Source organism: Burkholderia sp. Leaf177, assembly GCF_001424345.1.
In the GTDB taxonomy this organism is placed as follows: domain Bacteria; phylum Pseudomonadota; class Gammaproteobacteria; order Burkholderiales; family Burkholderiaceae; genus Caballeronia.
This window is the reverse complement of the sequence record NZ_LMPF01000024.1, coordinates 222612-248683: the sequence shown is the minus strand read 5'-3', so window position 1 is coordinate 248683 and position 26072 is coordinate 222612. Positions and strand designations below refer to the sequence as shown.

Below are 26072 nucleotides of genomic sequence, written 5' to 3'. Positions count from 1 at the left end.
GATGCTGTTCCAGTCCTTCAATTATCGGTACACCGAAAGTCCAAGTAGTCCGCACACGCACACGAGCAGGCACGCGCGAAATAGCGACGGATGCCACACGACACGATACAAACCCGTCAACGCAAGCACCCGGTCGATGATCCACGTCGCCATTCCGCCCGCGATGAACAACAGCAAAATGGCGGGCACATAGGCATCGAGGATCGCGATATCACGCGGCATTTAGGGCTCCTTCGCCGCTGTTTAGCGATGCCATCGGCGATTCGGGATCGAGCAGCGCGGTTCGGATGAAATGGAGCTGGCTCAGCATGCGTTGCAAGCGGTGACGTTCATCGCGCGGGTCGATTTTGGTTTCGGATTCGAGCAGCGCACGGAGATCGTCTATTGCAATCGATGTCGCCGATAACGCCTTCTGAAAACGTGACGACGATGGGTGATCGAAGAGACTCGCGAGCTGGTTTATCGCTTCGTTGATTTTCATGTGCTCGTTGCCGGTGTCCTTGATTTCAGTTCGCAAATCGATCACCGCGTGACCTGCTTCAAGCACCGCGAAAAGCCAACGCAATGCATCGCGCTGCAATGCTTCGTTGCCGGCGGCGAGGGCATCGAGCTGGGAAAGCAGATCGCGCGCACCGCTTTCAAAGCGCGTCGCGAGGCCATTCAAACGCGCCTTGCTTGCGGTAACGACTTGCAATCGCAATTCGCGCAGCAGCAACCGGCGCAACCATGGCGCGTTGGTCGGCAGCAATACAGCGAACGCGACAGCGCAAACCAGCATGGAGATGACGAGCGCAATGGCGTCGTTGATGAACCCCGATGGGTCGTACTGAATGACGTTATCGGGACCGGCGAGGAAGCAGAAGAAAATGCAATAGCCCAAGCCATAACCCATCATGCCGCGGCGCGTGGTCAAAAATGCGCCGAGCATCAGGAACGGCACGAGCGCCGCCGACAGCAACATGAAGCCATCCATGAGCGGGTACAACGCAAAGACCACAATCATTCCCGCAACAGCGGCGAGCGTCGTGCCGCCGGCCATCTGAAAAGCCATCTGCGTGGGCCTCGGCGACGACGATGCCAGCGCGACCACGGCGGCGGCATCGAGCACGGCGGTGCCGCCGCTTGGCCACGCGGACAGGATCCAGAAACCGCTGAGTATCAGGATGACGATAAATGCCCGCACGCCGGACACGCTCGCTGCCAGCATGCTGGTCTTCGGCACGTAGCGCGGGACGCGCTGCTCGCGCGCATGTGACGGAACGGCAAGCGACGCGTAGGTTTGCGCGTACGCATGCAGGTCATCGACGAATCGATATAGCAGCTCGGCGGCGGTATCGAATTCGAGGCCGTTCGCCGCTGGATCGAGCGTCAATCGCGCGGCCCGGATCCGTTTGGGCAACGATGCTTTGAAGGTATCGAGTTGCGCGGCGGCGTGGACGGCATCGGCGGCGTTTTTCACCGGGTCGCCCTTCGCGGTCAGCAACGGCGAGACTTCCCGGAAGTACGGCTCGAGCGCTTCGACCGTCAGCGTCGCGCCTTCCACGCGCAGACGATTCATCAACTGATGCAGCGCATGAAGCCGCGTTGAGACGCTCATGAATTCCGCGTTCAGCCGCGCGACGCGGCCGCTGCGCATGCGGCTATCGGGATCTTCGAACACGGCGACGCTGCGCTGCGCTTCAAGGCCGACGATATCCGCCACGAACGCCGCGTTGATACGCTCTATTTGCGCTCGTTCAATATTCCCGCCGAGCGCCTTCGAGATGTAATCCACGAACTCGATGAAACGGCGCCGGACCGTCGCACGAACCTGTTCGCTCGCATGACGCGGAAACACGAGTGCGCTCACCGCCCCCGCGCAGACAATGCCGAGCGATACTTCGGCAACGCGGGTCATGGCCGTGATGAAAGCGGCGTCCGCGTGCTGCGCAGCCGGCACGCCGATGAGCGCCGCCGTATAGCCCGACAACACGAATCCATACGAGCGAAAGTTGCGGTTACGCGCCGCGCCCGCTGTGCAGATCCCGACCCAAAGTGCCGTCGCCGATAAGAACATCACCGGTTGTTGAGAGAACAGGCTGATCAATATAAGCATCACGATCAAGCCGACGAGCGTCCCGCAAAACCGATAAAAACTCTTGGCGAGCACCATGCCGCTTTGCGGCTGCATCACGACGAAGACCGTGGTCATCGCGGTGCGTGGTTGCGGCAAGTCGAGCCGCATCGCGATCCAGAGCGTGAGCAGCGCGGCGAACACGGCCTTGAAGACGAAGAGCCACGCAACGCCATCCGTGCGCGCCCAATCGGCGAGAAGCGGATGCAGCGGCTTGAATGTGGAGGCGGGCGTCGACATGTTCATTCGCTCTTCGAAAACGGCCCGATGTGTTTTGCCGGAAGCATCCGGGTGTCCGTTGGACTGTCGCTTGAACTATGGTTTGAACTGTCGTTTGAATCGTCGATACCGCCGCCCAGCGCCGCCGAAAAGGTCGCATACACGGCCAGCCGGTCCGCTCGGACGCGCGCCTCACCGTCCTGCGCGCGCAGCAGTTGCGTCTGCGCGACCAGCACGTTGAGGTAATCGGTCAAGCCGCGCTTGTAGCCTTCGTCGGCCAGGTGATAGCTTTTTTGGGCGGCGGCGACCGAGCGGCCGGCGGCGTCGAGCTGCCGGTCGAGCGACTGGATGCGCACGACCTGATCGGCGACGTCCCGCAACGCGCCGACCAGCGTCGCGTTGTACTGATCGACGGCCTGATCGTATTGCGCCGATGCCGCCCCGAGTTGCGAGCGCAGCCGTCCGCCTTCGAATATCGGCAGCGTCATGGCCGGACCTGCGCTCCAGCCGCTGCCGTTGCCGGTCAGGAAGGTGAAGAGGGCGCCGCCGGCCGACATTTGCGAAAGCGACGCCAGCAGATTGATGTTCGGATAGAACTGCGCCCGGGCTACGTCGATACCACGCGCCTGCGCCGCCACTATCCAGCGTGCGGCGACCACGTCCGGGCGGCGCCCGATCAATTCGGCCGGCACCGCCGATGGCAATCCAAGCGGCGTTGCAAGCGACAACACCGGTCGCGTGATCGAATCCCCCGCGCCCGGACCCGCGCCGGCAAGCGCCGCAAGCTGGTTGCGTGAAAGCGCGATGGCTTCGTCAAAGGTCTCGAGCTGACGCTCGTAGTCGGGCAGCGACGCTTCCGCTTGCGCGACTTCCAGCTGCGTTCCAATGCCGCCTTGCAGCCGCCGGCGAGCGCGCGCGGCGATTCTTTGCTGCTGCTCGAGCGTCGATTGAGCGATATCGCGCAACGCAAATCCCTGCGATAACCCGATATACGCGCGCACCACATTCGCTTCGAGTTCGAGTTGCGCGGCGCGGGCATCGGCGGCGCGGGCGTGGGCGGCGTCGAGCGCTCGATCCGCCGCGTTCCGGTCGCGGCCCCACAGGTCCAGGTTGTACGAGAGTTGCAGCGCGCCTGTGTCGTTCCAGGTGGTGACATCGTTGAACTTGCCCGGACCGTAATAGGCGTTTTCCGGCCAACGCTTGCGATTAATCGATAGCGACCCGTCGACCTGCGGCGAAAGTGCCGATTCGGCGATCCCAGCCAGCGCCCGCGCTTCGCGCACACGCGCCGCGGCCAAAGCCAGCGATGGACTTCCGGATTGGGCTCGCTCGATCCACGCATCGAGCTGCGGATCGTTGTACGAGCGCCACCATGCCGATGCGGGCCAGCCTGCATCAGTATTGGCCGCGCGCAAGGACGCGCCTGCATCGAGCAACGACGGGTCCTTCAGGGAATTCTCGGGACCGACGTTTTGAGTGCTCGCGCAGCCTGCTATTGTTAAAATAAATGTAAGAACCATCGGCACGATGGTCTTTTCCAGCATCCGGGCTAACAAAATTAGTTCTCAAATCTGATTGAGATGGGTGTATGGATTGTATTTTTGCCCTCATTATGAAAAAACCGGTAAAAATGCAAAGCATCTTTACGCATTTCGATGTAATCGATAACGCTCAACGCGCAACAATGACGCATCACTTGAGAGAGACTCAGCGCTAATGGATACCCTCCAGAACATGCGGGTGTTTTCACGGGTCGTGGAAGCCGGCAGCTTTACGGCAGCGGCGCATCAGTTGAATACGACGACGGCATACACATCGCGTGCGGTTTCCGATCTCGAAGCACATTTGCGTACGCGTTTGCTCAACCGCACGACGCGCCGGATTGCGCTAACCGAAGCCGGCGAGCGTTATTTACAGCGATGCGAGCAGATCCTCGCGTACGTGGATCAGGCAGAGGCCGAGGCCGGCGACGCCCACGCAAGGCCGTCCGGCAAGCTGAAGATGCATGCCATGGCGGGTATCGGCCAGCACTACATCGTGCCGATGATTTCGCGCTATCAAAAGCTGCATCCGTCGGTGCAAATCGATTTGACACTGGCCTCGCGCGTGCCCGACTTGCTGGACGAAGGTTTTGACGTGTCGATCGTGCTTGGCAGCGAATTGCCGGATTCAGGGCTGGTATCGCAACGGCTGGGCAGCGTGTTCACGATTGCCTGTGCGTCGCCGGCGTATATCGAGGCCCACGGCGTGCCGCAATCCGTGGCGGACCTCAACGAGCACACATGTCTGCAATTGGTTACACCCGCATTTCCGCCAACCCGATGGACCTTCGATGGCCCGAACGGTCCAGAAAGCGTCACCCTCGGTCCGACGCCGTTCACTGTGAACGTCGCGGAAGCCATGGCTGTGGCAATCAGCGAAGGCATGGGCGTTGGCGTTTTGCCCACTTCCTCTGCATTGCCTGCGCTGCGCGCGGGAACGATCGTGCGAGTGTTGCCTGAATACACCATGCAATTGTTCAATGTATTCGCGCTTTATTCGTCGCGGCAGTATTTAGATGCGAAAATCCGCACATGGGTGGACTTTTTGCGCAATGAGTTGCCTGGCGCACTCGCCGCCGACGAAAAATTGCTGCAAGAATTTGTGGCGGCGTAAGCTTATGAGCAGGAGAATAGGCGTCAGCAAACGCGAAGCACTCGGCTTTATTGCGGCGCAACACTTGCTTACGTCTATTTCAGCCTCATCTTGTTAGCTTAAGAGCTTGTTTTCGTTTCATCGATTCACTTTTACCGATTTTCTGACATTGTCCGAGGAAGGTTATGAATACGCCGCTGATGTTCGCTATCTATGCACTGCTTGGATTGATCGCTGTGCCCGCAACTCGTGAACTGCTGCGTACCGCACGTGATAACGCGAAACGTGCTCGCCTGATTCCGATCCGCATCGACGAACGCAAGAACCGCCAGTCGCGCGACCGCTGATCCGACAAAGACCGGTTTGCCGGTTTCTATTTTTGCTCGAACGCTTCAGCCAGACGCAGTTTTAGAACGCGGTGAGGGCTTTTGACGGCCCGGGCGAGCTGCGCCTCGGAGACGAACGTCTTATACCGTTGATTCGCCGCGCACGTTCGTGTAGCCGTCGCCCTGCGGCGCCTGGCGATCAGATCTCGACCACCTTATCCCACTCAAACGCCGGATTCTCTGGCAAACCCGTTCGCCGATCTCGGTAACCACGCGGATTGCAAACGACCCTCGTTCCTTCCACGACATAATCAAACGCCGTATGCGTGTGGCCATGTACCCACAACGCCACGGGTTCGCGCACGAGCAACGGCAAGTCGCTGACAAACGACGCCGATACACGGTCCGTCGCGTATTTCTCAGCGAGACTCTCCCGCAGCGGCGCATGATGCGTCACGACGATAGTCTTCCCTTCGAAAGGCCTGGCGAGTTCCTCTTTTAGCCATGCGAGCGCTTGCTGATGCAGCGCCAAGGAATCGCTCGCAGTGAACGAACGCGGCTCGTCCTCGGGTTCTGGCCACGAAACCTGAATCACGCCCCTGAAATCGACCATCACGCGCTCGGCCTCCTGCATGGAAATGCGCAACGCCTCGTCGCTCGATCCATACAACGCGAAGTCCGTCCATAAAGTAGTGCCCAACACGCGCCATTTGCCATACCGGTCGATCAGCGCGCTGTTGTTCAGGAAATGCACGTTCGGCAAGCTGTTCGCGGCATCCCTCATTGCGGTTTCAAGCGCGCCAAACTCGCCGTCGTAATACTCGTGATTGCCCGGCACATAGATCACGGGGACATCGGGACCGAAGTTTTCCGCCGCCCAGCGCAGGCCTTCGGCGTGATTGTGAATATCACCGGCGAGCACGACGAGCTCGGACTCCGCATATGGAATGGCGAGCGGTTCGTCGTGTTCGAGATGCAGGTCTGACAGGACACGGATCTTCACAGCGATTTTCTCCTTTGCAGCTTTACGATGCACGCACGTCCGGCAACACCTTGGCCGGGTTCATCAGGTTTTCCGGATCGAGCGCTGTCTTGATCGCGCGCATCAGGCGGATTTCAACCGGAGATTTGTAGTGCATCGCCTCGGCCACCTTCAATTGTCCCAAACCATGCTCGGCGCTAATGCTGCCGTGGTACGCGTTCACGCGTTCATAAACGAGGGCGTTCACGCTCGCCTGATGTTCGGAAAGGAAAACTTTCGGATCGATGCCTTCCGGCGCCTGCACGTTGTAATGCAAATTGCCGTCCCCCAGATGCCCGAACGTCACCATGCGCACGCCCGGAATGGCTTGGGCAATAAGCGCATCCGTTTCCGCGATAAAACTCCCGATGCTCGATATCGGCACCGAAATATCGTGCTTGATGTTGAGACCTTCCTGAGCCTGCGCAAGCGGAATGTGTTCGCGCAGATTCCAGAACGCCCTGGATTGAGACAAGCTCTCGGCGACCACTGCGTCTTTCACGAGGCCTTGTTCCATTGCGTGCTCCATCAGCCGTTCGAAGAGGGCGCGGCCGTGTGCTTCGCTCTCGTTATCGGATAGTTCAAGCAGCACGGTTTGCCCGTGCTGTTCAGAGAACGGATAACGCAACTGCGGGAAATGGCTGGATACGAGATGCAGCGCGAAGTCCGACATCAGCTCGAAGCCAGTCAGCAACGGTCCGGCAAAACGCTGAGCAGTGGCAAGGAAATCGAGCGCCGCGTGTGGAGATTCGACCGCGGCCAGCGCCGTGACGCGAGCGACAGGCGCCGGGTGCAGTTTCATCACCGCTGCAGTAATGATCCCAAGCGTTCCCTCTGCACCAATATAGAGATCGCGCAAGTCGTACCCTGTGTTGTCCTTGCGCAGCCCGCGCAAACCATCCCAGATATCGCCTTGTGGTGTAACCACTTCCAGCCCGAGACACAACTCGCGCGTATTTCCGTAGCGCAACACGGCGGTGCCTCCGGCGTTCGTCGAAAGATTGCCGCCAATCGTGCAACTGCCTTCGGCCGCGAGACTGAGTGCGAAGAGACGGTGTTCCTGTTCGGCGCGCGCCTGCAGGTCCGCCAGAATCACGCCGGCTTCCACGGTAATGGTGTTGTTGATCGGATCTACGGCGCGGACACGGTTCATGCGGCGCAGGCTGATAACTGCTTGCGTGCCACTGTCGTCGGGCGTGGCTCCGCCCGAATGGCCCGTATTCCCGCCTTGCGGCACGATCGGAACGCGATGTTCGCGCGCAAGCCGCACGACCCGAGCAACCTGCTTCGTGTCACCAGGAAGAAGCACGGCGCATGTTTCACCTCGATAACGCTTGCGCCAGTCCATAAGAAACGACGCTGTGTCGTGCGTATCGGTCAAAACGTTGGCGACGCCAATTGCTTCGATGCAGGCTTCTACGAAGTACTTCGAACGGTCGTTGATTGCGGTCATGTATGTGGGTTGCTTCGTTGGCTTTTGCGTGAGGAGCAGGCGATGACACAGTATTGCTCTTTCGCGGCCCTCGCGAAACCTGGCCGAATGGCATAGGGCTCCGTCAAGCGGGTGAATCCATGCTACAAACCATTCTGGTCCGCGGCGGCCTTGCTTCCATGCCGTTTTGCGGCACGTGCGGCACGCTTGAACGGAGCAACAAAGGCCAGCGCACAGACGAAGTACACGAGCGCGAGCAGCGCTTCAATCCAGCCGAGCCGCGCCGACAATCCGCCGTCTGTCATGCCGCGGACAATGCCTTCGGCCAGATGGAGCAAGACGAGCATGGACGCCCATTGCAATGTGTACAGGTTGCGCCTGAACGTGCCTCGAAGCGCGAATACCAACGGGATCGCCTTCAGTGCAAGCGCGGAACCGCCGGGACGCAAGGGCGCGAGCCACAGCTCCCACAAGAGCGACAACGCAATCAGCGCGATGAGGCTGAATAGCGCGATGCGCGCGGGGCCTGCATTGGCGGACGTGGTGCTCATCAAGCGCCGCGCTGGAGTTTAAGCGCGGTTTGAGCGAGGCGCGCACCGAGGGCGATAGCGAGCGCTTTTTCATCGGCGGAAATTCCGGTGTCGGCCGTTTCCGCACGCGCGAAATGCGACGCGCCGTAGGGCGTGCCGCCGGTTTGCGTGGTGGTGAGCTTCGGCTCGGTGTACGGAATTCCCACAATCAGCATGCCGTGGTGGAGCAAGGGCAGCATCATGGAAAGAAGCGTGCTTTCCTGGCCGCCATGCAGGCTGCCAGTGGAGGTAAAGACGCTCGCGGGTTTGCCGGCTAGCGCGCCGGAAAGCCACTGTGGCGACGTGCCATCGAGGAAATATTTAAGCGGCGCCGCCATGTTGCCGAACCGCGTCGGCGAGCCGAGTGCGACGCCTGCGCATTCCTCGAGGTCGCGTACTTCGGCGTAGGGCGGGCCATCGGCGGGAATGTCCGGTTGCGTTGCTTCGCAAACGGTCGAGACGGGGGGCACGGTGCGCACGCGCGCTTGCATGCCGGGCACGCTGTCGACGCCCTGCGCGATCGCCTGGGCAAGTTCGCGGGTGGCGCCGTTGCGGCTGTAATAGAGCACGAGAATGTCGTTCATGAGCCTTTTCGGTGAACGGGTATTATAAGGATTGGGTCTGCGAACGTACTTTTGGCGTAGTTTGCTTTTTGTGAAGCCGTATCGCAAATCCGCTGTAACGATTGAGGAGAGAGTTTCTTGTTGAAGTTTCCCATCGATCTCGACACGACAAAGCGGCTCGCAGGATTCGTTGCGCGCCGAACGGGTGAGGATCGCGTCGCGCAGGTGGCCGGCAGCCTGACCTTCACCACCGTCCTGTCGCTCGTGCCGCTGGCGACAGTTGCGTTCGCGTTGTTCACCGCGTTCCCTATCTTCGCTTCGTTCCAGATGTCGTTGCAGGATTTTCTCGCCTCGCATCTGATGCCTTCGCAGATCAACAGCCAGATCTTCAAGTATCTGAACCAGTTTGCATCGAAAGCGAAAGGCCTGACCACGGTCGGCATGATCATTTTGTTTGTGACGTCCGTGATGACCATGATGACGGTTGAATCCGCGTTCAACGTGATCTGGCGCGTGCGTAAATCGCGGCCCCTGGCGCAACGCATTCTGGTTTATTGGGCAATTATCACGCTTGGGCCCATCTTGTTTGGCGTGAGTTTGTCGATGTCTTCGTATCTGTTTGCGCAATCCATCGCGTTTGCCGGCTCGCACAATCTTTTGCCGCCGGGCGTTGAATGGGCGCTGACGAGTGCCACGTTGCCATTCACGGTTCTGGCGTTCGCGATGCTTTACGTGTTCCTGCCTAATTGTAAAGTGGCGTGGCGCGATGCACTGGTCGGCGGCCTGATCGCGGCAATCGCGTTCGAACTAACCAAGCGCGGTTTCGGATACTACGTGCGTCGCATTCCTACCTATACGGCCGTTTATGGCGCATTCGCCGCGTTGCCGGTATTCCTGCTGTGGGTCTATATCTGCTGGATGATCACGCTGATCGGTGCAATGGTCACGTCGGCGTTGCCGGCCATCCGAACTGGCCAGTTTCATCGCGCGGATTTTCCGGGCAGCGACTTGCTCGATGCCCTCGAATTGCTCGCGCGGCTTGCCGAAGCGCGCGATGCCGGGAAGCCCGGCTACACCGGTCTAGAACTTGCACGCATGCTGCGTTGTGACATGGATACGACCATGCGACTGGTTCGCAAGCTCGACGACCTGGAATGGGTTGCGCGTCTTGAGAATTTGCGGGTGCCGCGTTACGTGCTGATTGCGAGTCCGCAGCAAATCACGGTGTCCAGCCTCTTCGATCTTTTTGTGATCGATCGCGAGGAACTGGATTATCAGCTGGGCCTGGATTCATCCCACATTGACGACGCAACCCTCATGAACGCCCTCAGCAACGACAAGATGGATGTCACGCTGGCTGCGCTTCTGGCTGCGCGCACTGCTTCCCGGGAGGCTCGTGCACGCGAATCTGAGAGCCAGACGTCAATGCCGCGTCAGACCGCTTGATCGAAAACTAAAGCGAAATCCTGCCAATGCAGATGTCCTTGAACATCACCCAGTCGCCCATCAGGCTATAAAGCGGATGGCGAAACGTGGCGGGGCGATTTTTCTCGAAGAAATAATGACCAACCCACGCGAAGCCATAGCCGCAAATGACGGCCGCCGGCAGCCAGAGCCAGTCGCCCGTTGCTATGGCCATTGCCACGCAACCGATCGCCCCAAGTGAACCGATAAAATGAAGCCGCCGCGACACCACGTTGCGGTGCTCTTCAAGATAGTACGGATAGAACTCCGCAAAGCTCGCGAAGTGTTCCGAATGAGCGGTTTGGGCCATGACAATCTCCTTGTCGGGCGGTGTCTGTAAGGCGTATTAGCGGCTTACGAAGCAATACGAGCAAAATCCATTCTCCGGCGAACAAGGCTACGGCGCAACCGGGAAACCGCACCGTCGGGAAATGTTCAACGCACCACCCATTTGTCTAATAGCGGATCTCGACGAGGCTCGATAAGCTTGGTTCACGCCGATCGATTCGCAAAACCGAATAGTGCGGCGAGGGTTCCATCCGGTTGTTCACTCATGAGCGCGTGACCGGCGTCGAGCATGACGGTTTCTACCTGAACACCTGCGTGTTTCATTGCATCGGAGAGTGCACGGCTCGCGCGCGGCGGCGTCATGGCGTCCCGCTTGCCTGTCAATATTTGCACTGGACATTGCAACGTTGCGGCACGTTCGAGCCCATCCGCGTATTCATTGCAGGCACTGAAATCGGTGTGAAAGAGTTGCGGCTCGCCGCGAACGGCCATGCGTTCCATCAGGCGCTGGTTTGATCCATGAAGCCAGAAACCCGGACCCGGGCTGGAGGGTTTCGCGGCAATCGACGAGTGCGACCATTGATTCACCATGTCGATGGCATCAGGCTCGCGGTCGCGAGCGGCGTCGAGGAGAGCGTCCGAGACGGTCATCGGAAACGCGGTGGCGAGAAGCGAAAGCCGCGTCACGCGCGATGGATAACGTGCGGCGGTATCCAAAGCAATCAACGAGCCCATGCTGTGGCCAATCAGCATTGCGCGTTGGACGTTTGCGGCGTCCAGCAGCGCGATGACCCAGTCGGCCAGCTCGGCAATGCTCCGTTTTGCAGGTCCCACGCTGCGGCCGTGGCCGGGCAGGTCGACGGCAAGAACGCTCAGGCCGTGATGAGCGAAGTAACGCGTCTGCAGCGCCCAGACGCTGTGATCGTGCTGTGCACCGTGCAGGAAGACGGCCACCGGGCGTTCTGAGTCGAACGCGTGGCCGCCGGTGTAAGCATAGGCGGGCGCGCCGCCGGCTTTGAGCATCATGCGCGGCTCCCTTCGCTCTTTTGCGATGCCTTGAGGCCGCGCTTTAGGTCATCGATCAGATCGTCGGGATCTTCCAGGCCAATCGACAACCGGATGCGCCCCGGCGCAATTCCCGCGGCGGCGAGGGCAGCGGCGTCCATGCGGAAATGCGTGGTCGACGCCGGATGGATGACGAGCGAACGTGCATCGCCCACGTTGGCCAGGTGCGAGAACAGCGTGAGCGATTCAATAAAGCGCCGTGCGGCAGCGACATCGCCGCGCAGATCGAAGCTGAAAACAGCGCCGGCGCCGCGTGGCAGCAGCCGTTTGGCGAGCGCGTGATCGCGATGGTTTTCCAGCTCCGGATAAGCCACGCCTTCGACCGCCGGGTGTGCAAGCAGGAACTCGACGACCTTGCGCGTATTGGCCACATGGCGGTCCATGCGCAACGGCAAGGTTTCAATGCCTTGGAGCAGTTGCCACGCGGCCTGGGGATGCAGACACGCGCCGAAATCACGCAGGCCTTCGCGACGGGCCCGCAACAGGAACGGCGCGACTGTGCTTTCCTCGGCAAAGACCATGCCGTGAAAGCCATCGTAGGGTTCGGTGAACTCCGGAAAAAGCGTGCTCGCGGTGAAGTCGAACGTGCCGCCATCGACCAGCACGCCGCCAATCGTCGTGCCGTGGCCGCCCAGAAATTTGGTTGCGGAGTGGTAGACGAAGTCGGCACCGTGATCGAACGGACGCAGCAGATAGGGCGTGGTGAAGGTCGAATCCACCAGCAGCGGTACACGGTTCGCATGCGCGATTTCAGCGATGGTTTCTATGTCCAGGACATCTAGACCAGGATTGCCCAGCGTTTCGCCGAACAACAGTCGCGTGTTCGGCCGGACCGCGGCGCGCCAGGCATCGGGATCGTGGGGCGGCACGAATGTAGTGTCTATGCCGAAGCGCCGCAGCGTGTAGTGCAGCAAGTTGTGCGAGCCGCCGTAGAGCGCGCTCGACGCAACCACGTGCGATCCGGCGCCCATTAGCGTAGCGATCGCGAGATGCAGCGCGGCCTGTCCGCTCGCCGTGCCGATTGCGCCCGCGCCGCCTTCGAGCGCCGCCACGCGTTCTTCGAAAACGGCAACCGTCGGATTCGATATGCGCGAATAAACGTGGCCCGAGCGCTCCATGTTGAAGAGCGACGCGGCGTGATCGGTGTCTCGAAACGAGAACGACGTGGTCTGGTAGATCGGCGTGGCGCGTGCGCCAGTTGTGGGGTCGGGCGCGGCGCCCGCGTGCAGCACGAGCGTATCGAAGCGATTGGCGGACATCGTGGGCGGCTACCATGGAAAAGAGTCATTTATCGTAACATCGGGTATGGCCGGACAAACTTGGGGTAGACGTGAGCGTCTGCGCGCTTCGCTGGTGTGAGCTTCCCAGTGCGGCAACGCTAAGGGTTGACCCGGCGCAAAAGCCCGTCCCGTATGCTTGTGCAGACGAATTACGTGTGTCCTGCACGCTTTCTTTTTAATCGTCTTTCCGCTAGGATCGACAGACAGTCAGGCTTTTCGCGAGGAGACAGTCATGCGAGTCAGCGACATTTTGAACGTCAAGGGCAACGCGCTCTTCACGGTAACGCCCGATACGCCGTTGAGCGAAGCCATCGACGCAATGGCGTCACACGATATTGGTTCACTGGTGGTCATTGAGTACGGCGATCTGGCCGGCATGCTGACGTTCCGCGAGATCATCCTGATCCTCAGCAAGAACGGCGGCAGCGTAGGCACGTTTACCATCCGCAAGGTCATGGACGATCACCCTATCACGTGTACGCCGGAAACCGACGTGAACGAGGTTCGCCGCATGATGCTCGAGCATCACGTGCGTTATTTGCCGGTCATGGAAAAGGGCGTGCTCATGGGCGTCATTTCTTTCTACGACGTCGCGAAAGCCGTGGTGGAAGAACAGGGCTTCGAGAACAAGATGCTCAAAGCCTATATCCGCGACTGGCCGGAGCAGCAAGAAGAAGCGCGCTGATTTAGCCAAACGTAATCGCGATTGGCCGGACAGCGCGTAGCAAACGCTCGCAAAAATGCGCGCCCAGATGGCGCGCATTTTTTTTGTCTCAAAAAAGAGGCGGCGCCGCGTAAAACCCGGTGACAACGTATCTCAGCTACCAACTCCAATAATCCATGAGTGAATTGCCTGCATCATCGAGCCGAAAATCCGCAAATCCTGCACACGGCGACGGCCAGTTCCGGCTGTTAGGCGAACGACGCTTCGCGCCGTTTTTCTGGACGCAGTTTCTCGGAGCACTCAACGACAACGTCTTCAAAGTTGGTTTCACGTCGCTTGTGACATTCCAGGCCGCGCGTTTTTCCGGCGTCGATCCGAAAACCGCCGCTTTTCTGATATCGGCGATTTTCATCCTGCCGTTCGTATTGTTTTCCGCGACATCGGGTCAGATCGCCGATAAATACGACAAAGCCACGCTCACGCGTTGGGTGAAAACCTTCGAGATCGCCGTGATGCTGGTCGGAGGTGCGGGTTTTGTCCTGCACAGCGCGCCGCTGCTTTACCTTTGCACGTTTCTGATGGGTGTCCATTCGACCGTATTCGGCCCTGTGAAATATGCGTATTTGCCGCAGCACTTGCAGGCGTCCGAGCTCGTGGGCGGGAACGGGCTCGTCGAAATGGGGACGTTCGTGGCCATTCTGATTGGCACGATCATAGGCGGCGCGTCGGCCGGCTGGATGGAACATGGCGCAATTCTGCTCGCGGGATGTTGCCTCGTGGTCGCGTTGATCGGGCGCGTGGCGTCGAGTTTTGTGCCAAGCACGGCGGCGCTTCAGCCCGACTTGAAGATCAACTGGAATCCTTTCACCGAGACGTGGCGCAACCTCGCGCTCGCGCGTCGCGATCGGACCGTCTTCCTGAGTCTGCTCGGGATCTCGTGGCTTTGGTTTGTTGGCGCGACCTTTCTCACATCGTTTTTCAATTTCGCCAAGGACGTGCTGTCGGCGAATCCCGACGTGGTGACCGTGTTGCTCGGTACGTTTTCTATTGGAATCGGCACGGGTTCGCTTTTGTGCGAAAAACTTTCGAAGCGGCGCGTCGAGATCGGGCTCGTTCCGCTGGGATCGATTGGGATCAGCGTGTTTGCCATCGACCTGTTCTTCGCGAGCCACAACGCTGTGCCGGCCGGACACCTGATGGGTGTAGGTGAGTTTCTCCAGATCGGCGGGCACTGGCGCATTCTCGCGGACCTTTTCCTCCTCGCCATGTTCGGCGGGTTCTACAGCGTGCCGCTCTACGCGCTGATCCAGGCGCGCAGCCAGCCGACGCATCGCGCGCGGATCATCGCTGCAAATAACATTCTCAACTCGTTTTTCATGATCGTGTCGGCGCTGATGGCCATGGGCCTGACCGCGGCGGGCGTGGGCATTCCGGGGCTTTTTCTCACCACGGCGCTGCTGAATATCGTAGTGGCCGCGTACATCTATTCGCTTGTGCCCGAATTCCTGCTGCGTTTTCTTGCCTGGATTCTCGTGCATACGTTCTACCGGATCAGACTTGTCAACGCCGAGCGCATTCCCGAGCACGGCGCAGCGGTCCTCGTGTGCAACCACGTGAGTTTTGTCGATGCCATCGTGATCATGTCGGAAAGTCCGCGGCCAATCCGCTTTGTGATGGATCACCGGATTTTCCGTTCGCCTTTGCTCGGATGGCTTTTCCGGCACGTAAAAGCGATCCCGATCGCGCCGGCCCACGAGGACCCGATCCTTCTCGAAAAAGCCTACGACGCCTGCGGCCGCGCGCTCGCCGACGGTGATCTCGTCTGCATCTTTCCAGAAGGCAAGCTGACGCGAACGGGTGAACTGAACCCGTTTCGTCACGGCATAAGCGAGATTCTCAAGCGACATTCGGTGCCGGTCATACCAATGGCGCTGCGAGGGTTGTGGGGCAGCGTGTTTTCGCGTCACGAAGACAAGCGCTGGCCGCGCCCGATCCAGCGCGGCGTGATGAGCCGGCTAACGTTGGCAGTTGGCGAGCCGATCGATCCCGTCGCTGCCACCCCGGAACACTTGCAGCAGCTCGTCGCGGCCCTTCGCGGCGCCCGCAAATAGGGGCTGGACAAGGCTGGAAGGGCGCTCGGCTGGCATAATATCGGCTCTTTCGATCTTTTCAGGACGACGCTCATGTCCGGCAATACACTCGGCACGCTTTTCACCGTCACGAATTTCGGCGAGTCGCATGGTCCCGCGATCGGCTGCGTGATCGACGGCTGCCCGCCGGGAATGGCGCTGACTGAAGCCGATATCCAGATCGAGCTCGACCGTCGCAAACCGGGCACGTCGCGCCATGTGACGCAGCGCCAGGAAGCCGACCAGGTCGAGATTCTTTCGGGTGTGTTCGAGGGCAAGACGACGGGTACGCCCATCGCCTTGTTGATCCGCAATACCGATCAGCGCAGCAAGGATTACGGCAACATCGCGGAGACGTTTCGCCCCGGGCACGCCGATTACACGTACTGGCAGAAGTACGGGATTCGCGACTACCGAGGTGGCGGCCGTTCGTCGGCGCGGTTGACGGCACCGACCGTGGCGGCGGGCGCCGTCGCGAAGAAATGGCTGCGCGAACGCTATGGCATTGAAACTCGCGGCTTCATGAGCGCGCTCGGCGAGATCGCGATTCCGTTCGTCAGTTGGGAACACGTGCGCGAGAATCCGTTCTTCGCGCCGAATGCCGAGATCGTGCCGCGTCTCGAGGAATACATGGACGCGTTGCGAAAAGACGGCGATTCCATTGGCGCGCGTATCGGCGTGATTGCGACGGGCGTGCCCGCAGGTCTCGGCGAGCCGCTCTACGACCGCCTCGACGCCGACATTGCCAAAGCGATGATGGGCATCAATGCGGTGAAGGGCGTGGAAATCGGCGCAGGTTTCGCGAGCGTCGCGCAACGCGGCAGCGTTCACGGCGACGAAATGACCCCGGAAGGTTTCGCCGCGAACAACGCGGGCGGCGTGCTGGGCGGCATTTCCAGCGGGCAGGACATCACAGTTTCGATCGCGATCAAGCCAACGTCGAGCATCCGCACGCCGCGCGAATCCATCGATAAAGCCGGTCATGCAGCCACCGTCGAGACATTCGGCCGCCACGATCCGTGCGTCGGCATTCGCGCGACGCCTATTGCCGAAGCGCTGCTCGCGCTGGTTCTGATCGATCACGCGCTCAGGCATCGCGCGCAAAACGGCGACGTCGAAACCACAACGCCTCACATCGCCGCACATATTCCCAAATAAAAAATCGCCGGTTCTCATAAGGAACCGGCGATTTTTCTACGCCTTCAATCTGGCCGAACGATCACATGTTCGGATAGTTCGGACCGCCGCCGCCTTCAGGCGGAACCCAGACGATGTTCTGCGTCGGATCCTTGATATCACACGTTTTGCAATGAACGCAGTTTTGCGCGTTGATCTGCAGGCGTTCGCTGCCATCGTCGTTTTTCACGAATTCGTACACCTGCGCGGGGCAATATCGGCCTTCCGGTCCGGCGTACGTGCGCAGATTCACATCGACGGGAACCGATGCGTCCTTCAGCGTCAAATGCGGCGGCTGACCTTCGTCGTGATTCGTGTTCGATATGAACACCGACGTCAGCCGGTCGAATGTCAGCTTGCCATCCGGCTTCGGATAAACGATCGGCTTGCATTGCGATGCGGGCTTGAGCGTTTCGTTATCGGCGTGTTGATGATGCAGCGTCCAGGGCACGTTGCCGCCAAGCAGCTTCTGCTCGAGTCCAACCATGAATGTGCCCAGATACAAGCCCTTGCTCATCCACTGCTTGAAATTGCGCGCGCGATAAAGCTCGGTCTTGAGCCACGAGTTATCGAACGATTCGGGATACGCGGTGAGTTCATCGGCTTGACGGCCGGCTTGCACCGCGTCGAAAGCTGCTTCGGCGGCCATCTTTCCGGACTTGATCGCCGCGTGGCTGCCCTTGATACGCGATGCGTTCAGGAAACCGGCATCGTCGCCGACCAGCGCGCCGCCCTTGAAAACGAGCTTTGGCAGCGACATGAGGCCGCCCGCGGCAATTGCACGCGCGCCGTAGGACACGCGCTTGCCGCCTTCCAGGAACGTGCGGATTGCCGGATGCGTCTTGTAGCGCTGGAATTCCTCGAATGGCGAGAGATACGGATTTGAATATCCGAGGCCGACTACAAACCCCACCATCACCTGGTTATTGTCCATGTGATAAAGGAACGAACCGCCGTAGGTATCGGTTTCGAGCGGCCAGCCAGCGGTATGAATCACGAGACCCGGCTTGTGTTTCGCCGGATCGATTGTCCACAGTTCCTTGATGCCGAGGCCGTAGACTTGTGGATCAGCGTCGCGGCCGAGCTTGAATTTGTCCATCAGCTGGCGGCCCAGATTGCCGCGCGCGCCTTCGCAAAAGAGCGTGTATTTGGCGTGCAATTCCATGCCGAGCTGGAAGTTGCCTGTCGGTTCGCCGTTCTTGCCCACGCCCATGTTGCCCGTTGCCACGCCTCGAACCGCGCCGTCTTCGGTGTAGAGCACTTCGGCCGCGGGAAAGCCCGGGAAGATCTCGACGCCGAGCGCTTCCGCTTGTTGGCCTAACCAGCGGGTAACGTTAGCAAGCGAAATGACGTAATTACCGTGGTTCTTGAAGTTATCGGGCAGGAGCCAGTTGGGTACTTGCTTTGCACTGTCCTTCGATAAAAACAAAAACCTGTCTTCGGTCACTTCCACGTCGAGCGGCGCGCCTTGCGTCTTCCAGTCGGGCAACAATTCGCTCAGCGCGCGCGGGTCCATCACGGCGCCGGAGAGGATGTGGGCACCAATCTCGGAGCCTTTCTCCAGCACGCATACGCCTAGCTCGACGCCTTTTTCCTGCGCAAGCTGTTTCAGCCGGATGGCCGCAGAAAGTCCCGCAGGGCCGCCGCCCACGATCACGACGTCGTACTCCATGGACTCACGTGGACCGTACTGCTCGATGAGACTTGCCGGGGTCATCCAATGCTCCTGTCTAACGTTAGAATGCTTTTTTGGGGATCGCGTATTGTCAGGGAACGGTAGGTATGGTGCAACTAACGTTCCGGAGATTAGTACGATCGTATTAATTCACGATAGCATATCGGCTGACTGAATCCTGGAGCAGAGTCGACGCAGATCCCGGGCGATTGGGTGCGTCGGGCAAGCAGGACAGACCAGTCCCGGGCAACTCAACCGCTTTCAACCAAGGAATAACAATGGGCCGTTCGATCAATCTGGAAGGCAAATGCGCACTGGTCACAGGCGCTTCCAGCGGACTGGGCAAGCGCTTTGCACAAGTGTTGTCGCAGGCGGGCGCACGCGTCGTGCTGGCGAGCCGGCGCACTGAGCGCCTCAAGGAACTGCGGGCGGAAATCGAGGCGTCGGGCGGCGCGGCGCACGTCGTATCGCTCGATGTCACCGACTACCAGAGCATCAAGTCTGCCGTCGCGCACGCGGAGACGGAGGCGGGCACTATCGATATTCTGGTGAACAACTCGGGCGTTTCGACGCAGCAGAAATTGACGGACGTGACGCCGTCGGATTTCGATTTCGTGTTCGATACCAACACGCGCGGCGCATTTTTCGTTGCCCAGGAAGTGGCCAAACGGATGATCATGCGAGGCAACGGCACCGCCAAGCCGGGCTACCGGATCATCAATATTGCTTCCATGGCGGGATTGAAGACGTTGCCGCAGATCGGCGTCTATTCAATGAGCAAGGCGGCCGTCGTACATATGACGAAAGCGATGGCGCAGGAATGGGGCCGTCATGGCATCAACGTGAACGCAATCTGCCCGGGTTATATCGATACCGAGTTGAACCATCATCACTGGAAGAGCGAAGCGGGACAAAAACTGCTGTCCATCCTGCCGCGCCGCCGTGTGGGCACGCCCGAAGATCTGGACGGCCTGCTGCTGCTGCTCGCGGCCGACGAATCCCAGTTCATTAATGGCTCGGTGATCGCCGCCGACGACGGGTTCGGCTTATGAGCCAGGTTTTCGAGCAGGCGTCGGACGCGGCGCAAGGCGGTTTTCATCGTGTGATCGACTTGTCCATGCCTATCCGTTGGGGCGACATGGACGCATTTGGCCACGTCAACAACACCGTCTATTTCCGCTTCATGGAAGAAGTGCGGATCACGTGGTTTCGCCAGTTGGACATTGCCGGAGCCAATGCCAAAGGGCAGGGGCCGGTGGTTGTAAATGCATCGATGGAATTCCTCCGGCAACTCCACTATCCCGGCGATGTAATCGGCAGCATGTTCGTGGGCGCGCCCGGGCGCAGCAGTTTCGATACGCGCTTCGAGCTGTATCGCGCCGATGACCCCGCCAGACTCTACGCCCGCGGCACGGCGAAATGCGTGTGGGTCGATTACGCGGCGGCGAAGTCGGTGCCCATCCCGGAACTTTTGCGCCACGCGATAGAAACGGCGGCGCCGCAAAAGTAATCAGTCGCCCAATAGCCGTTGCAGCAATTCGGTCGCGTTGCCTGTATCGTATTTACGCATGAGTTTCGAGCGATAGACGTCCACGGTCCGCGGGCTGATGTCCAGCGCGCGGCCGATCTGCTTGCTGGTTTTGCCAGTCACGAGTTGCGCGGCGATCTCTCGCTCGCGCGGTGTCAGTTCTATTGCGACCCGCCGCGTCGCGCTCAGGTCTTCGAACGTCCAGACGCCTGCGGCGTGGGGCGCGCTCAGATCGAGCGAGCGTCCAGTCACATGACACCAGAACAATTCCCCGTTTGCGCGTTTCATGATCCGGTCGTCCGCGTAGCTGCCCTGGCGTTGCATCAATGCGGAAATGCGCGCGCCGATCCGCTCGAACTCCACGGGCGATGGATACAAAACCTGAAAAGAACGTCCAATCAACGCGTCCGGTTTCACGCCGAAAATTGCACAAAGCTGCGCGTTGCAGTCTTCGATAATCCGTTCCCGTGACAACACCAGCCCGACTGGCGCAAGATGAAACGCAGTTTGGTAATCCAGTTGAGGCATTTTGGCTCGGACGACGGGCGTTTGACGTTTGCATCGCCGCGCACTACGGCGATTACTTATGTATTTTTGCGTATTGTGCCGGATCAGTGCGCCGTCGTACTCTTTCGGCAGGTCAGAAAGTTGCGATCGCTGGGTAATTAATAGCGCGCGGCTCGAATAATCAGATTTCATCCAGATCAGGAAGGGACAAATGAACAAGGTCTATCCCGGCGCGAAAGAGGCGCTCGAAGACATCGTCAAGGACGGACAGACGTTCGCCGTCGGCGGTTTCGGACTGTGCGGCATTCCCGAAGCGCTGATCGCGGCATTGCGCGACACGGGCGTCCAAGGAATCACGTGCATCAGCAATAACGCAGGTGTCGATGGTTTCGGACTCGGTCTTCTGCTCGAAACCCGTCAGGTCAAGAAAATGATTTCGTCGTACGTGGGCGAAAACAAGGAATTCGAACGCCAATATCTGGCCGGCGAACTCGAACTCGAATTTACGCCGCAAGGCACGCTGGCCGAAAAGCTGCGCGCGGGCGGTTCCGGCATTCCGGCGTTTTTCACGAACACGGGCTACGGCACGGTCATCGCGGAAGGCAAGGAAACGCGCAAGTTCGGCGATAACTTCTACGTGCTCGAACCGTCGCTGACGGCAGACGTGGCGCTGGTCAAAGCATGGAAAGCCGATAAATCCGGCAACCTGATTTATCGTCGCACCGCCCGCAACTTCAACCCGATGTGCGCCATGGCCGGCAAGATTACCGTTGCCGAAGTGGAAGAAATCGTGGAAGTCGGCGAACTCGATCCCGACGCAATCCACACGCCGGGCATTTTCGTGCAGCGTATCGTGCTGAACGCGCATCCGGAAAAACGCATCGAACAACGCGTCGTGCGCGCAAAAGGAGACTGATCATGGCATGGGACCGGAACCAGATGGCCGCGCGGGCGGGCAAGGAATTGCAGGACGGGTTTTACGTGAATCTCGGGATTGGGCTGCCTACGCTGGTCGCGAACCACGTGCCGGCGGGCATGGAAGTGTGGCTGCAATCGGAGAATGGTTTGCTTGGAATCGGGCCTTCGCCGACAGAAGAAGAGGTCGACGCCGATCTCATCAATGCCGGCAAGCAAACGGTGACTACGTTGCCGGGATCGTCGATATTTTCATCGGCGGATTCGTTTGCCATGATCCGCGGCGGCCATGTGAACCTGGCAATTCTCGGCGCCATGCAGATCAGCAAGAACGGCGACCTGGCCAACTGGATGATTCCCGGCAAGATGATCAAGGGCATGGGCGGCGCCATGGATCTGGTCGCGGGCGTGAAGCGCGTGATCGTGCTGATGGAACATGTTGCAAAGGGCGATCAACACAAGATCCTGGATGAGTGCACGCTGCCATTGACGGGCAAGGGCGTGGTCGACCGGATCATTACGGATCTCGGGGTAATCGATGTAACGGATGCCGGCCTCAAGCTTGTGGAGCTTGCTCCGGGCGTCAGTGTGGAAGAGATTCAGCAGAAAACAGGCGCGCCGCTCGATGTGAGTGGCATCAAGTAGGATTTTTTTTGCGCTGGCGAGGTTTGCTGGTCGAGAAGGGCTGTTCCAACCTTGCGTTGGCGCAGCCTTTTTTCATTGGATCGGATGTCGTGGCGATGCTTTTGTAACTTTCTGTCGGTCGAATGCGGCCGCACATAGACCGAATGGCTAACGTTGCGATCGGTGAAGAAGTGCGCCGTGCAAAGCGTTTACAATCATTTTCGATTGATCTATTCGTTATGCAGCAGCGCCACCGCGCGCCGAGGAAAACCTTATGTCCGCGACTATCGTCGAAGCTGCGCCTCCGCCCGTCTCTGCTCCGCGTCAACGTCACGTGCAATGCATCAGCCCGTCCGGATTGCATCGCATGGCGTACACGGAATGGGGCGATCCGGCCAACCCGCGTGTACTCGTATGCGTGCACGGGCTGACGCGATCAGGCCGTGATTTCGACGAGATAGCGAAAGCGTTCTCGCGCGAATATCGCGTGGTGTGTCCGGACGTGGCGGGGCGAGGGCTTTCCGACTGGCTCGCCGATCCGAAACACTACGGCGTGCCGCAATACGTTTCGGACATGGTTTCGCTGGTTGCGCGCCTGAACGTTGAAACGGTGGACTGGTTTGGTACGTCAATGGGCGGTTTGATCGGGCTCGGACTCGCTGGTCTGCCGAATACGCCCATTCGCAAGATGTTATTAAACGATGTCGGGCCGCATATAGAGCCGGTAGCGCTCGAGCGGATCGGCAGCTATTTGGGACGGGACGAGACTTTCGCCACGCTTCAGGATGGCATCGACAACGCCGCGCAACTCGCGTCTTCTTTTGGGCCGCTGAGCGCTGAAGAATGGCGCGCGATCAACACGCCGCTGATGCATGAGCGCGATGGACGCTGGGCGTACCGATACGATCCGAAGATCGCCGTGCCCTTTGCCGCAGCAGATTCAAATGCGGCATCGCTCGGCGAGGCGATCCTTTGGCATTCGCTCGCGGCAATCAAACATCCGGTTCTGGTCGTGCGCGGTGAGAAATCGGATCTGTTGTCGCGAGAGACCGTCGAAAAGATGGTCGCCACCGGGCAGGCCGTGACCAGTGCTGAGGTCAAGGGCGTAGGCCATGCGCCCGCGTTTCTCGCGGCCGACCAGATAGATCTCGCCTACCGCTTCTTCCTCAACGCGGAAACACCCGAGGCATAATATTGGGCTTCGCACGGTATTTTTGACAATTCACTTATCAGAGGCATTCATGGCAGTCATCCGTCTCCATGTCGGCGCGCGTCTTTCCGAAACCGCGATTCACAACGGCACCATCTATCTCGCGGGTCAGATTGCCGAAGACACCGACCAGGACATCACGGGCCAGACCCGCGAAGTGCTCGGCCATATCGACCGTCTGCTGGCGGAAGCTGGCAGCGACAAGACGCAACTGCTCTCGGTGCAAATCTACATCTCCGACATGGCGAATTTCGCGGCCATGAATGCGGCGTGGGACATGTGGGTGCCTGAGGGAAATGCGCCTCCGCGCGCCACCGTCGAGGCGAAGCTTGCCAACCCGGCATGCCTTGTAGAAGTCGTTGCCATCGCAGCCATGCTCGATAAGCCGCAGGGCTGAGAGTCGAACATTCCACCGCATTGATACTCGCATGCCTAATACCGCAGTCGCCGCAGCAATGAACCCCGAGCCGTCATTCGACGACGCGCTTGCGTTCGTGCGCGAGCACGCCGGCGACGCGCGGCTTACCAGCGGAGAATTGCTGGCCGAGCACTCGGCCGGCACCGCGCGAATCATGCAGACGTTGAACGTGGATCCTGCGGCGGTCGCGGCGGCGGCGCTGTTTGCGATCGCGCCGCATATCGACAATCCGGAACGCGTCATTACGGAGCGTTTCGGCGAAGAAGTACAAAGCCTTGTCGCCGATGTCCGCAAGCTATGGCGTCTTGGCTCGGTCAGTTCGCGGGCCACTCAGGCAAAGCTGCCTGAAACGGGTCGCGATGCGCAGGCTGCGCGTCGTGCGCAGGTCGAGGCGTTGCGCAAGATGTTGCTTGCGTTCGCACAAGACATTCGCGTGGTGCTGATCCGTCTGGCTTCGCGACTTCAGACGTTGCGCTATTACGCGGCGAACAAGCTCGATCCGTCGCCCGACGTCCCGCGCGAGACCCTCGAGATCTATGCGCCGCTCGCAAACCGGCTCGGCATCTGGCAACTGAAATGGGAACTCGAAGACCTCGCATTTCGTTTCGAGGAACCGCCTACGTATAAACGCATCGCCAAGTTGCTCGACGAAAAACGCGTCGAGCGCGAAGCGTATGTGACTGATGCCATCGCACGTTTGCAGACCGAACTGGCTACGGCGCATATCCGCGCTGAAGTCAGTGGGCGCCCGAAGCACATCTACAGCATCTGGAAGAAGATGCGCGGCAAGGAGCTGGACTTTTCCGAGCTGAACGACGTGCGCGCGTTCCGCGTGATTGTCGACGACATCAAGGATTGCTACACGGTGCTGGGGATCGTCCATAACCTGTGGCAGCCGGTGCCAAGAGAATTTGACGACTACATATCGCGGCCGAAGCCCAATGGCTACAGGTCGCTGCACACGGTGGTGGTCGGTGACGACGGCCGCGCATTCGAAGTCCAGATCCGCACAATGGAGATGCACAGCTTCGCCGAGTACGGCGTGGCGGCGCACTGGCGCTATAAGGAAGCCGGTACCCGGGCGTATGGCGGCCAGGTGACGGCTGCTGAAAAATACGACGAGAAAATTGCGTGGTTGCGGCAACTGCTCGCGTGGAAAGAAGACGTGTCCGAAGGCGAGCAACCAGGCGCGCAGCCTTGGCAGCATCTGCGTGAAGCGACGCTCGACGACGACCACATCTACGTGCTCACGCCGCAGGCCCGCGTGATCGCGATGCCACACGGTTCTACTCCGGTGGACTTCGCGTATCACCTGCATAGCGAACTGGGACATCGTTGCCGCGGTGCCCGTGTCGACGGCGCAATGGTGCCGCTCAACACGCCGTTACAGAACGGCCAGACGGTCGAGATCGTTGCGGTTAAGGAGGGCGGTCCATCGCGCGACTGGCTCAACCCTTTGCTCGGCTATCTGAACAGTCCGCGCGCACGGCAAAAGGTCCGCGCATGGTTCAACTCCGTCGATTCCGAAGAGAACGTAACGAACGGCCGCGCGCTGGTTGAAAAGACGTTGCAGCGTGAGGGAAAGACGTCCGTCAACCTGGACCAATTAGCATCGAAACTCGGTTTCAAGACGCCGGAAGATCTGTATGCGGTCGTAGGGAAGGAAGAGTTCAGCCTGCGCAATATCGAGCAGGCGCTGCACGACACGCCGCCGCCCGAGCCCGAGCCCGAAGCGCCCGCTCAGTTCGAAAAGCGCAGCAGCGGGCAAAGCGTAGCGCAGGGTGCGTCGACCGGCGTGCTGGTCGTCGGAGTCGACGCGTTGCTTACGCAACTCGCGCGTTGTTGCAGGCCGGCGCCGCCCGATCGTATCTCCGGGTTCGTGACGCGCGGCAAGGGTATGTCGATTCATCGCAGTGATTGCGCAACGTTCCAGCGTATGGCCGAACACTCGCCGGAACGTGTGCTCGAAACTGCCTGGTCTGCCGATGTCATGAACGGGCGAGGTTCGTCGGTGTATCCGGTGGACCTGGCTGTTGAATCGAATGATCGGCAAGGACTATTGCGCGACATTTCGGAAGTCTTCGCACGCGAAAAGATGAATGTCACTGGCGTAAAAACGCAGAGTCGGCGCAACGTCGCTTACATGCAGTTCACGGTAGAGGTGTCGAGTGCTGCGCAGATCCAGCGTGCGTGCTCGTTGCTGAGCGAAGTACAGGGCGTGGTTCGTGCATCGCGGCGTGGATAACGAAAAG

General features: G+C 59.7%; 25 protein-coding genes. 13 read left to right on the top strand and 12 right to left on the bottom strand.

Annotated elements, in window-relative coordinates; all coding sequences use genetic code 11:
* Positions 1–21: 21 nt before the first annotated feature.
* From ASG35_RS25515 to ASG35_RS25505, 3 genes are read right to left on the bottom strand one after another with little or no spacing between them, the layout of a single operon-like run.
* Positions 22–222 (bottom strand): DUF1656 domain-containing protein, encoded by a 201-nt coding sequence (locus ASG35_RS25515; protein WP_056364246.1) that lies wholly within the window; start codon positions 220–222, stop codon positions 22–24.
* Entirely contained in the window at positions 212–2353 is a 2142-nt protein-coding gene (locus ASG35_RS25510) for an FUSC family protein (protein ID WP_056364243.1), read from the bottom strand. The genes ASG35_RS25515 and ASG35_RS25510 overlap by 11 nt, the downstream gene beginning before the upstream one ends.
* A 2-nt stretch (positions 2354–2355) precedes the next feature.
* A complete protein-coding gene (locus ASG35_RS25505) occupies positions 2356–3876 on the bottom strand; it encodes an efflux transporter outer membrane subunit (protein ID WP_056364241.1) in 1521 nt (506 codons plus the stop codon).
* A 172-nt stretch (positions 3877–4048) separates the two neighbouring features.
* Here ASG35_RS25505 and ASG35_RS25500 point away from each other — a divergent pair, with 172 nt between their 5' ends.
* Complete coding sequence (locus ASG35_RS25500) at positions 4049–4987, top strand: LysR family transcriptional regulator (RefSeq protein ID WP_056364239.1); 939 nt, start codon at positions 4049–4051, stop codon at positions 4985–4987.
* Between the two features lie 164 nt (positions 4988–5151).
* On the top strand, positions 5152–5313 hold the full coding sequence (locus ASG35_RS31995) for a hypothetical protein (RefSeq protein WP_200945782.1): 162 nt from the start codon (positions 5152–5154) through the stop codon (positions 5311–5313).
* Between the two features lie 178 nt (positions 5314–5491).
* On the opposite strand, the gene ASG35_RS25495 is transcribed toward ASG35_RS31995, so the two are convergent.
* From ASG35_RS25495 to wrbA, 4 genes are all read right to left on the bottom strand, one after another.
* Complete coding sequence (locus ASG35_RS25495) at positions 5492–6295, bottom strand: metallophosphoesterase (RefSeq protein WP_056364238.1); 804 nt, start codon at positions 6293–6295, stop codon at positions 5492–5494.
* A 22-nt stretch (positions 6296–6317) separates the two neighbouring features.
* The gene (locus tag ASG35_RS25490; protein ID WP_056364236.1) at positions 6318–7766 is read right to left on the bottom strand and encodes an FAD-binding oxidoreductase; all 1449 of its coding nucleotides are present in this window, start codon (positions 7764–7766) and stop codon (positions 6318–6320) included.
* A 122-nt stretch (positions 7767–7888) separates the two neighbouring features.
* Positions 7889–8296, bottom strand: a complete 408-nt coding sequence (locus ASG35_RS25485; protein WP_056364234.1) for a DUF2069 domain-containing protein — start codon at positions 8294–8296, stop codon at positions 7889–7891.
* Positions 8296–8898: an NAD(P)H:quinone oxidoreductase gene (gene wrbA, locus ASG35_RS25480; protein WP_056364233.1), complete on the bottom strand. Its 603-nt coding sequence runs from the start codon at positions 8896–8898 to the stop codon at positions 8296–8298. The genes ASG35_RS25485 and wrbA overlap by 1 nt, the downstream gene beginning before the upstream one ends.
* Positions 8899–9015: 117 nt before the next feature.
* Here wrbA and ASG35_RS25475 point away from each other — a divergent pair, with 117 nt between their 5' ends.
* The gene (locus ASG35_RS25475; RefSeq protein ID WP_056364231.1) at positions 9016–10323 is read left to right on the top strand and encodes a YihY family inner membrane protein; all 1308 of its coding nucleotides are present in this window, start codon (positions 9016–9018) and stop codon (positions 10321–10323) included.
* A gap of 7 nt (positions 10324–10330) precedes the next feature.
* Here ASG35_RS25475 and ASG35_RS25470 read toward each other — a convergent pair whose 3' ends face one another.
* The 3 genes from ASG35_RS25470 to ASG35_RS25460 form a co-directional block, all read right to left on the bottom strand.
* Entirely contained in the window at positions 10331–10651 is a 321-nt protein-coding gene (locus tag ASG35_RS25470; protein WP_056364229.1) for an Mpo1-like protein, read from the bottom strand.
* Between the two features lie 182 nt (positions 10652–10833).
* Positions 10834–11655, bottom strand: coding sequence for an alpha/beta fold hydrolase (locus ASG35_RS25465; protein WP_056364226.1), 822 nt, complete (start codon positions 11653–11655; stop codon positions 10834–10836).
* Positions 11652–12953 (bottom strand): O-acetylhomoserine aminocarboxypropyltransferase, encoded by a 1302-nt coding sequence (locus ASG35_RS25460; protein WP_056364224.1) that lies wholly within the window; start codon positions 12951–12953, stop codon positions 11652–11654. The genes ASG35_RS25465 and ASG35_RS25460 overlap by 4 nt, the downstream gene beginning before the upstream one ends.
* A 253-nt stretch (positions 12954–13206) precedes the next feature.
* On the opposite strand from ASG35_RS25460, the gene ASG35_RS25455 reads away from it, so the two are divergent.
* The 3 genes from ASG35_RS25455 (at position 13207) to aroC (ending at position 16925) form a co-directional block, all read left to right on the top strand.
* Positions 13207–13659 carry a CBS domain-containing protein gene (locus tag ASG35_RS25455; protein WP_056364222.1) on the top strand — a complete coding sequence of 151 codons (453 nt, stop codon included), beginning with the start codon at positions 13207–13209 and terminating at the stop codon, positions 13657–13659.
* Between the two features lie 155 nt (positions 13660–13814).
* Positions 13815–15749 (top strand): MFS transporter, encoded by a 1935-nt coding sequence (locus ASG35_RS25450; protein ID WP_056364221.1) that lies wholly within the window; start codon positions 13815–13817, stop codon positions 15747–15749.
* Between the two features lie 72 nt (positions 15750–15821).
* Positions 15822–16925 (top strand): chorismate synthase, encoded by a 1104-nt coding sequence (aroC, locus tag ASG35_RS25445; RefSeq protein ID WP_056364219.1) that lies wholly within the window; start codon positions 15822–15824, stop codon positions 16923–16925.
* Positions 16926–16986: 61 nt separating this feature from the next.
* Here the strand turns inward: aroC and ASG35_RS25440 are convergent, their stop codons facing one another.
* The gene (locus ASG35_RS25440) at positions 16987–18660 is read right to left on the bottom strand and encodes an electron transfer flavoprotein-ubiquinone oxidoreductase (RefSeq protein ID WP_056364218.1); all 1674 of its coding nucleotides are present in this window, start codon (positions 18658–18660) and stop codon (positions 16987–16989) included.
* Between the two features lie 236 nt (positions 18661–18896).
* On the opposite strand from ASG35_RS25440, the gene ASG35_RS25435 reads away from it, so the two are divergent.
* Positions 18897–19670, top strand: a complete 774-nt coding sequence (locus tag ASG35_RS25435; protein ID WP_056364217.1) for an SDR family oxidoreductase — start codon at positions 18897–18899, stop codon at positions 19668–19670.
* Positions 19667–20128 (top strand): acyl-CoA thioesterase, encoded by a 462-nt coding sequence (locus ASG35_RS25430; RefSeq protein WP_056364215.1) that lies wholly within the window; start codon positions 19667–19669, stop codon positions 20126–20128. The genes ASG35_RS25435 and ASG35_RS25430 overlap by 4 nt, the downstream gene beginning before the upstream one ends.
* On the opposite strand, the gene ASG35_RS25425 is transcribed toward ASG35_RS25430, so the two are convergent.
* The gene (locus ASG35_RS25425; RefSeq protein ID WP_056364213.1) at positions 20129–20674 is read right to left on the bottom strand and encodes a LuxR C-terminal-related transcriptional regulator; all 546 of its coding nucleotides are present in this window, start codon (positions 20672–20674) and stop codon (positions 20129–20131) included.
* A gap of 190 nt (positions 20675–20864) precedes the next feature.
* Between ASG35_RS25425 and ASG35_RS25420 the strand changes: the two genes are divergently transcribed.
* The 5 genes from ASG35_RS25420 (at position 20865) to ASG35_RS25400 (ending at position 26065) form a co-directional block, all read left to right on the top strand.
* Positions 20865–21569, top strand: coding sequence for a CoA transferase subunit A (locus tag ASG35_RS25420; RefSeq protein ID WP_056364211.1), 705 nt, complete (start codon positions 20865–20867; stop codon positions 21567–21569).
* Positions 21570–21571: 2 nt separating this feature from the next.
* Entirely contained in the window at positions 21572–22213 is a 642-nt protein-coding gene (locus ASG35_RS25415; RefSeq protein ID WP_056364209.1) for a CoA transferase subunit B, read from the top strand.
* A 253-nt stretch (positions 22214–22466) separates the two neighbouring features.
* Positions 22467–23384 carry an alpha/beta fold hydrolase gene (locus ASG35_RS25410; RefSeq protein WP_056364207.1) on the top strand — a complete coding sequence of 306 codons (918 nt, stop codon included), beginning with the start codon at positions 22467–22469 and terminating at the stop codon, positions 23382–23384.
* A 49-nt stretch (positions 23385–23433) separates the two neighbouring features.
* Complete coding sequence (locus ASG35_RS25405; RefSeq protein WP_056364206.1) at positions 23434–23799, top strand: RidA family protein; 366 nt, start codon at positions 23434–23436, stop codon at positions 23797–23799.
* A 31-nt stretch (positions 23800–23830) separates the two neighbouring features.
* Positions 23831–26065, top strand: a complete 2235-nt coding sequence (locus tag ASG35_RS25400) for a RelA/SpoT family protein (protein WP_056364205.1) — start codon at positions 23831–23833, stop codon at positions 26063–26065.
* The last annotated feature ends 7 nt before the right edge of the window (positions 26066–26072 follow it).